4 protein-coding genes and 1 pseudogene are annotated in these 9841 nt (G+C 36.9%); 3 read left to right on the top strand and 2 right to left on the bottom strand.

All coding sequences use genetic code 11. From position 1 onward, the window contains the following. Positions 1–44: 44 nt before the first annotated feature. Positions 45–1145 (bottom strand): hypothetical protein, encoded by a 1101-nt coding sequence (locus tag I6E69_RS16945; protein ID WP_197121710.1) that lies wholly within the window; start codon positions 1143–1145, stop codon positions 45–47. Further along, positions 1132–4389: a hypothetical protein gene (locus I6E69_RS16940; protein ID WP_149981293.1), complete on the bottom strand. Its 3258-nt coding sequence runs from the start codon at positions 4387–4389 to the stop codon at positions 1132–1134. The genes I6E69_RS16945 and I6E69_RS16940 overlap by 14 nt, the downstream gene beginning before the upstream one ends. A gap of 110 nt (positions 4390–4499) precedes the next feature. On the opposite strand from I6E69_RS16940, the pseudogene I6E69_RS16935 reads away from it, so the two are divergent. From I6E69_RS16935 to I6E69_RS16925, 3 genes and pseudogenes are all read left to right on the top strand, one after another. Further along, positions 4500–5039: pseudogene (locus tag I6E69_RS16935) on the top strand (PhoH family protein); the annotation flags it as partial. A gap of 51 nt (positions 5040–5090) precedes the next feature. Continuing rightward, entirely contained in the window at positions 5091–8900 is a 3810-nt protein-coding gene (locus tag I6E69_RS16930) for a PAS domain-containing hybrid sensor histidine kinase/response regulator (RefSeq protein WP_197121709.1), read from the top strand. Beyond that, positions 8884–9783 (top strand): diguanylate cyclase, encoded by a 900-nt coding sequence (locus I6E69_RS16925; protein ID WP_197121708.1) that lies wholly within the window; start codon positions 8884–8886, stop codon positions 9781–9783. The genes I6E69_RS16930 and I6E69_RS16925 overlap by 17 nt, the downstream gene beginning before the upstream one ends. Positions 9784–9841: the final 58 nt, after the last annotated feature.

Here is a 9841-nt window from a genome sequence, read left to right as displayed (position 1 = left end):
TTTTTCACCCAAATTTGTATGCTTATTAGCATAACATTTCTTTCTTAATGGGTGGCCAAATTAACTATGCCACTACACTTGCCAACAAACTCTGGAAGCAATGTTCTTTGAATATAATCTTCAGAAACCCCATCAGACAACAACTTGTCTTTTTCTCTACAAACCTGTTTTACCAATGAAATTAATATGGAAGATATTTCGTAAAGCCACTGGTGTGAACTTCCTAGTAAGTTCACAACATCTTCAACATCAAGGTTGCCTGTTCTACCGGCTTGCTTTCCTAAATCTTTAGATAATTTATATGGTTCAGGAAAAGGTACTATTTGTAGCTGATCAGCAGTATCTAATTTTGCGAATTGGTTCCAAATACTAAACCAATTGCCGAAAGATTTTTGACTCGGTTGACCTCCAGTTTCAATACCTTTCTGACCAAATTCCTGTCTCACCGTAACACCTTTCTCTTGTAAGTGATGGTAAATTTTTCGGTAGATACTTTTAGGTACTTGGTTAGCTAAACTCACACAGCCAATAGCTTTTGCTAGTTTGGGTATTTGAATGCCTTTAACCTTGGCGTTTTTGCTTCTATCATCTCTTCTTAAATATGGCTCTAAATTATCTTCCTCAATTAGTTTATCTATAAAGCTCTCCAGACGTTGAGGAATATTTAACATAGATGGTATACCACCTCTCTTAAGTACACTTTTAAGTCCCTCAATATGCTTCTTAGTGATGTGTGATAAATGTATATGCCCATTAAGGCAAAAATACTCTACGAACTGGGAAGCAATATTAAACTGAGAAATAACACCTGTTTTGGCAAACGAAATGGTGTGCTTAGCATTGTTAGCATACTTATCTACAACATCAACTATTGCTTTGACGTAATCTTTATGAAGCAAAAGTGGTATCGGATGTTGCCAGCCAATGGCTCCCGGAATCCATACTTCAGCCAAGTCTATTGAGCCTGTTTGCTCTTTCCCTTCAACTACAGCCCTATAATGTAGTTCGGTGCCTTGAATAGATAGCTTTTCATCCGTTAGAACTAATCCTTTTGCGTTTTCTATCATTTGGTCTTTGTGTGATGACCAAAATGATTTGGCGGACGTTTCATCAATGAATTGATATTTAAGGTTACCTTTCATCATTCATTGCCTCCTTGGCTTTATTAAACAGCACAGGGTTGGTGTACTCTACATATTTCACTAAGCCAAATGTAAACCTCATACTTGGCGCTATATACTCGTCAAAATACTCTTTTCCACGTTTATTCAGTAGGTGTTCTCCACGACTTATATAGAATGCCTGCTGACGTAATGTATGGGTGAATTCAGTTACCCCTATTTCAACTCGATTAAACTCACATCCGCCTTCTGAGTGACACTTTCTTCCCTTACAAAAAGAATCTTTTTTCGATCTATCGACATTGGCGAAAATATCCATACAAGAAGAACCATCAGGTAATAAGAACCAATCAGGCAGGTTTTCATCATCTAGATTGTTCGACGCGATCAATAAATTTTCGTCAATGTTAGTTTTAGCGAAACCGTACTTTTCTAGTTTATTTTCATCATGGCGAAATTGAACCGTAGTCTCAAACCTACGTTGAAAATCAGCATTATTTGCTTCGTACTCCACTAATGCTATTGGGTGAGTAAGGTAGCTAGCAGTCACTCGACTCGATGCATGGTTTCTTTCTTGTTGTGATTTGAATAGATCACCATCAATTCCTTTTCTTAGATTGATCATGTGCTTAGCCAAAAGCTCAATAGAGAAGCGAGGAAGCTGATAATGCTCTATGAATTGTGCCAAAGTTGAGTTTAGGAAGCTCAGATTAGTTGATTTCGGAGTTTCCCAAATAGCATCAGGTGTAAAACCCAACATTCTCATGTTTTGGTTGTGCTGAATGAGTAAAGCAATGGTTTCATTAATTTCTTTTTCATGAGGTTCAATTTTTACCTCACTAGTAGGTTTACCAACCTTATCTTTAAAACCCGTTATCTTATATTCGTCATTAGGTATAGTCTCAGGAATGTCTTTAGTAGATAGTTGAGCGATAGCGTCTTTATTCCAAGTTGTCCTAACAACCAATCGAAGAAAACATGCTAACAATACGTTCTTTGGCAGTAGCAATTCAAACCAAAATAAATCACTAAACCCTTTGCCTGTGAGGCTAAACCAATGCTTTACTTCCTTAGGTATTAATTTACTCTTGTTTGTACAGTAAATCGTTCCTACAGTCCCCATTTCATGTTGTGCTCTCGTGTAACACGCTAAGACCATTTCACTTGAATACGACTCTAAAATACTGTCACTTAATTTGCGGTTGTCACGTTTTTGACTTCCCTGATCTAGCTTAACAAGATCAGCTAACGCTTCTGGAAATCTAATCTTGTATTGTCCCTCTTCATCTTTTTGACTGTATTTTTCGTATTTACTTAGCAGTCCCTTATAAGATTGAATCTCTTTCTTACATGCCTCCAAAACCTGATTTATTGGTTTTTGGTAATAGTCATTGATTGACTTTTTGAGTTCTACAAGTGAAAGATGTTGGGTTTGTGTCGGACTCGGAAGTAAGTCACCATTATAATCAATTGGTTCAATAAGCTTCTGAGCGTTAATTTCTTTTGATGCCTTGAACCGAGAATTAAATCCACAGTTTTTGACTGCTATTTTGTTGTTAATTTTTCCAGCATATTTGCTTAGAAATGTTCTTAATGATTGGCTTTTATTGGACTTAATAGATATATCTTGTTCGTCGATAATATCTTCCAATTGCTTAAAGGCTAACCTGAAATCTCTTTGATTTAAATGCTCTATTGGGCTATTCAGCAAATCACATATCAAATCATTGTCGCTTGCTGTATTAATAATGCAATTCAACGTCAGGTTTAAGTTTCTCAGCGTGGTTAATGTTACTGGTTTATTTTCGGATTCTTTTTTCAGTTTAATTAAGCTTTTATATAGTATTCCATCAGACGACGAAATTTTTTTTATCTTAGTGATATTTATTGACGTTGAAGAGAAATTTTTCTTTCCATTGCTTTTTGAAACTGTTTGAAATGAAATTGATTCCGCTTTAGGAGCATACTCTGGCTGATAAGAGATATCTCCAAAGGGCTTACCATTTTTCGTTGGTGTTGTGTCTATTGATACAAATCGCAGGAATAATGAGAACACCTCAATGGCGTTATGCACAAAGTTGGAAGTAATATACGTTTCTATTTCCTTGAAAGCTTTTCTTATATGAAATGGCAAAGCTAAAGCGCTAGGTCTAGATAACACAAAATGGGCGTTTTGCAGATCGTGTTTTTCAATAGCTTTCAAGACTTCAAATATGTTATTTATATCTTGCTGATGTATAGGATTTTTAAAGCTTTGCTTCTCTAGGATGGATAAATTTTTAGCTGCAATACCATCAGTTTTAGCAACTGTGGGTATTTGAAATGTATCAATCTTAAAATGACCTAAATCCGTATTAATAGTGTAACTAGGTATAAAGTTGAGAGTTCCTTTGGCATTAAATACCGATTTGTACGTGCCTTTTAATTCTGCAAGTTCAGGATTGTTAGGAAAAGCATAAGTAAACAGTAACTTTCTAAATTGACTGCTAACTAGCTCTGGTCGCTTATCTTGTGAATTGAGATACAACTCTTTTTCAAAACTTCTAATAGATTCTAACAGGCTCTCTGCATTCACAGTGGCAGATGATTGATTCAATAACTTTATTGTTGGGCTGTTAGTACCCCAGTAATTGATTTTATTCAATGTTGTTCGGAGAATCCTCATGTCGCTTAGAGGTATTGCTTCTGAACTCACCGCAAGTTGGCCTATTAAATCGACCAAAATTGACCCTTCAACAAATAAGTGTTCGTAAAAATCAGGATCAATGTAAAATTTTCCAAAACTACTAGTAATGTTGATTTCAAATAGTCCAACCTTCGAATTAGGTTTATAAGAATCGATATGGCCGAGAACGGAAGGTCTATATGCTTCAGGGAACAGCTCCTGAACATTTTTGGGACTATGCTCCTTTAGAAAGTATCTTGAATTTCGGCTGTAGGCTAATGCTTTGTTATGCGAGAACTTTGATAATAACAATAACTCAATTGATTTAAAGCCCAACCAAACATCTTTGACCGTTAGTTTGTTCAGGTCAGAATTCAGCAGTTTTAGCAAATGCCTTGAATTATTACAATCCTCTAAAATCAAGGGCAAAAGTTTGGAAATCGAGAGCCTTTGGTCATAGCTAGCTTTTGACTCTGTTTTTACATTTTCATCATCCCATTTTGAGTTATCCAGACAGCATCGGAGTAAACTACCTAGAGGGGCTAAGCGTGTAAAAATTGGTGCGGCTCTGCTGAGGATGCTTTTTTTATTTTGTTTATTCATTTTGATAACGCCGTTAGACCCTTTTATGCAGTAATTGATTTTAAAAATCATTTAAAAATAAAGATTACGCTCAGTCGGTCGGTATGTCTAATTTAAAATTATAATACCTTAAAACCTTGTTAGCACTTGCCAGCGCCCTTGAAATGGTCATCGAAAAAGGTATTTACGATAAAGTAATAGTTACCCGTAATACGCCAGAAATAGCAGAGTCTATTGGGTTTCTACCAGGCACGGAGGAGGAAAAAATGGCGCCATGGCTTGCAGCTATCACTGATACGCTGGAGGTATTGCACAAAGGCGACGAAAATCCAATATCGAGTCGAAATTACATAATGGAGAAGGCTAATGTACAGTTTAAATCGGTTAACTTTATGCGCGGGCGTAGCATTCAAAATGCGGTGGTAATTTTAGATGAGAGCCAAAATTTAACGGCATCTCAGCTTAAGACGATTATTACTCGCTGCGGCGAAGGTACTAAATTAATTTGTACAGGTAACTTGGCGCAAATTGATAGTAACTATTTAACGCCAGTAACATCGGGCTTGACGTACATAGTAGAGCGCTTTAAAAACTTTGAAGGCAGCGCAACAATAAACCTCAACGGTGTTGTGCGTAGTCGCTTAGCGTCATTTGCAGAAGAAAATTTATAACTTGCGCTTAACAAATTGGCTCGATAGTCTATCGATTGATTTTCGAGCCAAATGGCAGGCAGTACATTGAATTTTTTACCTCTGAAGCATTATTATCGTTCATTATTTATTGCGCTGTTAGTGCCATTGATTGTCGCTTTTTTACTGTGCTTGCACTTATATAATATAAAGCTTGAGCGGACGGTTGAAAAACGCCAAGCTGATTTTACAAATGTTTCAGCACAGGTTACTCACGGGATGGAATCGGTGAGTAATCTACTTACCACCATGTTTAACTTATACGAGCAAGCGACTTATCCCAAAATAAACCAAGATTTGCTCGAAGGCATAAATCAATATGATGGTTACTATTATCGTCATTTTATTGATCAAAGTACTGAAATAGTGGGTAAAGGTGAGTTTGCGTTATCTGCTAAGGCATTAATGCAGTGGCAGCAGGCTATTACATTAGGGCCTTCGTTTAATACAACGCTTGCGTTAATGCAGTCGTTATCTGCTGTAGCGTATGTTGATGATAATGGTTTTGCTTATGTAAGCAGGCACAACAAAAGCCAAAGTTTAATGCTTACTGAAATTTTAAATGGAAAATTTAAGCCAAAATTTGCGCAAAACAAACTTACTTCAAGTCCTATTGTTAAAGTGAATGACAATTCGTATTTTGCTATTGGTCGACAACGAAGCACAGGCTCAGCCGATTACATTATTTTAATTTATGATGTTCAAGCAATTTCTGGATGGTTAAAAAAGGTGTCACCGAACAGTGGTGAATACGTTTTTATGAACCAATCGCATCAAATTATCGCCAGCTCTAAACAGATAATAGAGCAAGCGACTGCGTTAAAAAATTATTGGCCAGACTTGGCCAATTATCAGAGTCAAAAAACAGTATTAACTAGTGATAGTAATTACTTTATGCAGCCTATGGATGAGTTACCTATTCACGCAGCATTTTACGAGCACAAACCCCAATTAATAAGCTCAATTAAGTATGAGATATTACTAGAGTTTACTTTTTTAACGCTATTTTTAAGTATTATGTTTGGCGTGTTTTTTTGGTTAAGTCAGCGCATTTTTATAAAGCCGATGACTCACTTAATGTCATACCTTGAGAGTAACGGTACACAACAAGAAGAGCAGCTAAATTACAAAGTACCACTGAGCTGGCAGCCTTGGTTTTCTAAAGTGAAGCGTGTATTTACTAAAAACAAACAGTTAGTTGATTCATTACAAAGTGCAAATAAAGCTCTGGACGACCAAGTTCAGCTGCAATCAGAAAAGCTTAGCCGCAGTTACGAAGCGAAAGAGCGCCACTTAGCTTTACTCAACACTATGCTAAACAGTGTGCCAGACCTTATTTACTTTAAAAATATTGATGGTTCATTCTTAGGATGCAATAAAGCATTTGAGGCGTATATCGGTAAAGATCAAACTGCATTAGTTGGTAAATATGTAGATGATTTAGGTGACAATGATCAGCAAATAAATGCGCTTGAAAAACAAGTATTACAAAACAGAAATAGTGTTGAACAGCGAATAGAAACCGATACAAAATCGTATCAACTTACTATTGCACCTTTTTATAACGAGCACCAACACCTGTTAGGAACCATGGGTATTGGCCGCGATATTACTGAACAGCAACAAACATTATTGGCCTTAAAATCATCTGAATCTAAATTTAGAAGTGCCATTGAATTTGCGGCTAACTGCGTGGTTTTACTCTCGCTTGAACACACAATATTACAAGTTAATAAAGCAGCAAGAAAGCAGTTTTCTGATCAGCCAGTACTAGTTGGGGAGCAGTTGAAAGCATTATTTGATGACTCCCAATGGCAGCAAATAAAAAGCACATTAGCGCAATTGCTAGATGACAAAAAACGCGTATACCATTTAACGCTTGCTCAAGGGGGTTTAACAAGCTGGTTGCAACTAAGTGTATCGCTTGTCTGGGATGAAAACCGCGATCCAGCTTATTATGTTATACACATTCAGGATGTGAGTGCCTTAACTAAATCAAAACTTGATGCCGAACGAGCAACCCTAGCTAAAAGCCGCTTTATAGCCAATTTAAGTCATGAAATACGTACCCCTTTGAACGCTGTTTTAGGGTTGCTTGATATGTTAATTGAGCAGGGCTTAACGCAAAAGCAATTACAACAAACGGATCAAGCTAAGCATGCAGCACAAAGCTTGTTATTAATGCTTAATAGAATGCTTGATTTTGCACGTATTGAAGGTTCGCAAACCGATTTAAAACAAGCGTCTTTTAGCATGGTTGAGCTAGTAGATATTTGTGAAAGCTTAACGGCTCCATTGTGCGAAGGAAAAGGTATTGAATTTTTTATTGATATTGACCCGCTAATAGCACCTGATTTGATATGCGACAGTATACGTTTGCAGCAAATATTAGGTAACTTATTAACTAATGCCGTTAAGTTTACAAAAACAGGTTCCATTACTTTAAAAATGGAACTTATTGAAAGCGATAGCCTAGAGCAACAGCATATTTGCTTTAAAGTAATTGATACTGGCATGGGTATAGATGAAGCCGATCAAAGTCGCTTATTCGACGCTTTTACTCAAGGTGATGAATCTTCAACACGCATACACCAAGGGGTTGGGCTAGGTTTAGCTATTGTTAAACATGCAGTATCGTTAATGGGTGGGGAGATTGCTTTAAAGAGTAAAAAAGGCCACGGCAGCGAATTTTATTTCAGTATTAGCTTTTTAGTTGATACCACTAAAAACACAGTGTTACCGACTAATACATTGGCTATTTTATCTGATCAAAGTAAAGAGCTTAAGCAGGTGACAAATGCATATAACGAACTTGCTAATATTAATTTAGATGAGGTACTAAAATACCCAATTAAGCTCTCTAATACTCAAAAAATAATAATTGATGCAGCTGACTTACCTGCACTTTTAAATGTTGAAGCGATTAATGATTCGTTATCAGCTAAAGAAACATCGGTAATTATTATTAATCATCAGCACACACTTAATTTACCGACAAGCGAGCACTTAGCTGCGCATCACGTTAAAGCATCGGCATTAGGGCAAAGGCTATTTAGTTTGAACTCTCAGCAAAAGCCCATAGTTAGTACAAGTGCCGCAGTACACAGTTCAACTGAAAGTAAAGCTGATATATCGGGTCTACTTGTATTAGCAATTGATGATAATCAGCTTAACTTAGAAATAATTAGCAGTGTTCTTCGCCAAGCAAACGTAAATGTTGTCACGGCTTTAAGCGCATCAATTGGTATGGAATTATTGCAAGTTTTAAAGCCTGACTTAATATTGATGGATGTGCAAATGCCGAAAATCGATGGCTGTCAAGCAACCGCTTTGATTCGTCAACAGTTTGACGCAAAGCAACTGCCTATTTTTGCTTTAACGGCTCATTGTGAACCTGCTGATGTAGAACGTTCTTTAAAGTGCGGCATGAATAAACATTTAACTAAACCGGTTGTTGCTAAAGTACTTATTGATGCAATTGCTGATTTAAACTTAGTTAAACCAAGCTTTTTTGAAAAATCATTTGCTTTAACGCAGTTTAGTATGGATGAAAAACTACTTAATACGATGATTGATAAATTTGCTAGCTTGTGTGAAACCCAGCTATCGCAACTAGAAGAAACAACCAATAAGGATGATTTGGTACGTTTAGTGCATAGTATCAAGGGTGTAGCTGGTAATTTAGGTTTTAGACGATTATCACATTGTGCTTTATTGTGTGAAAGAACGCTTAAAACAACTAATAAGCCTATTGAAATAACACTACAAGAGCTTATCATACAGCTAGAACAGGTAATTGTTTTTATAAAAGGGCTAGGGGTTAGGGATGTCGAAAAGAGCTAAAGTACTTATTGTGGATGATGATCCAATCAACAGATTAGTACTTGAAAAAACACTTAAAGCAGAACACGACGTGTTCTTGGTTGAAAGTGGTGAAAAAGCACTGACCTTTGTAAAAACAGCGCAAGTTGATTTAATAATTCTTGATGTAATTATGCCTGGAATTGACGGCTATCAAGTACTTGTGGAGCTTAAAGAAAACCCAATAACTCAGTCTATTCCTATTATATTTATATCAGCCAATCGTAGCCATGATGATGAAGCAAAGGGCTTAGAGCTCGGTGCAATGGACTACATAACCAAGCCATTTAGTCCTTCTATTGTTCGCGTTAGAGTGCGCAACCAACTCCTCATAAAGCAAAAAAATGATTTGCTAGAAATGCTAGCTTCGATAGATGGCTTAACTGAAATACCAAATAGACGCTACCTTGATGAAAACTTATCTCGAGAATGGCGCCGCAGCAAGCGAAGTGGAACACCGCTATCGGTGTTACTTATGGATATAGACCACTTTAAACGTTACAACGATTGCTACGGACACCGTGCTGGCGATGAGTGTTTAAAGAATGTTGCGCAAGCACTTGCAGCTCAATGTGAACGTGGCAGTGACTTTATTGCTCGTTATGGCGGAGAAGAATTTGCTGCTGTGCTACCAGGAATTGATAAGCATGAGGCAATGGAGTTTGCTAATAAATTACGCAATGCTGTAAATGCTTTGAATATAGAACATAAAGCTTCATTAAATGCAGACCACATCACTATAAGTATAGGTATTGCCACTACACGAAGTGGTAAAGTGTATGCTGAGCAAGCATTGTTAGAAGAGGCCGATTTAGGCTTATATGCCGCTAAAGATGCAGGGAGAGATAGAATAGTCGCACGCTAAAAACTTAATATACAAAAAACGCCAATATTCATATATTGGCGTTTTTGTATCGAACTAC

This window comes from Pseudoalteromonas sp. NZS100 (assembly GCF_015864815.1).
Classification (GTDB): Bacteria; Pseudomonadota; Gammaproteobacteria; order Enterobacterales; family Alteromonadaceae; genus Pseudoalteromonas; species Pseudoalteromonas distincta.
The sequence above is the reverse complement of the archived record's forward strand: the minus strand, read 5'-3'. Positions and strand labels throughout refer to the sequence as shown.

Bases quoted from the DNA above. Each gene is read 5' to 3' on its own strand.
- I6E69_RS16925 (WP_197121708.1), top strand. From the start codon at position 8,884: ATGTCGAAAAGAGCTAAAGTACTTATTGTGGATGATGATCCAATCAAC.
- I6E69_RS16940 (WP_149981293.1), bottom strand. From the start codon at position 4,389: ATGAATAAACAAAATAAAAAAAGCATCCTCAGCAGAGCCGCACCAATT.
- I6E69_RS16945 (WP_197121710.1), bottom strand. From the start codon at position 1,145: ATGATGAAAGGTAACCTTAAATATCAATTCATTGATGAAACGTCCGCC.
- I6E69_RS16930 (WP_197121709.1), top strand. From the start codon at position 5,091: ATGGCAGGCAGTACATTGAATTTTTTACCTCTGAAGCATTATTATCGT.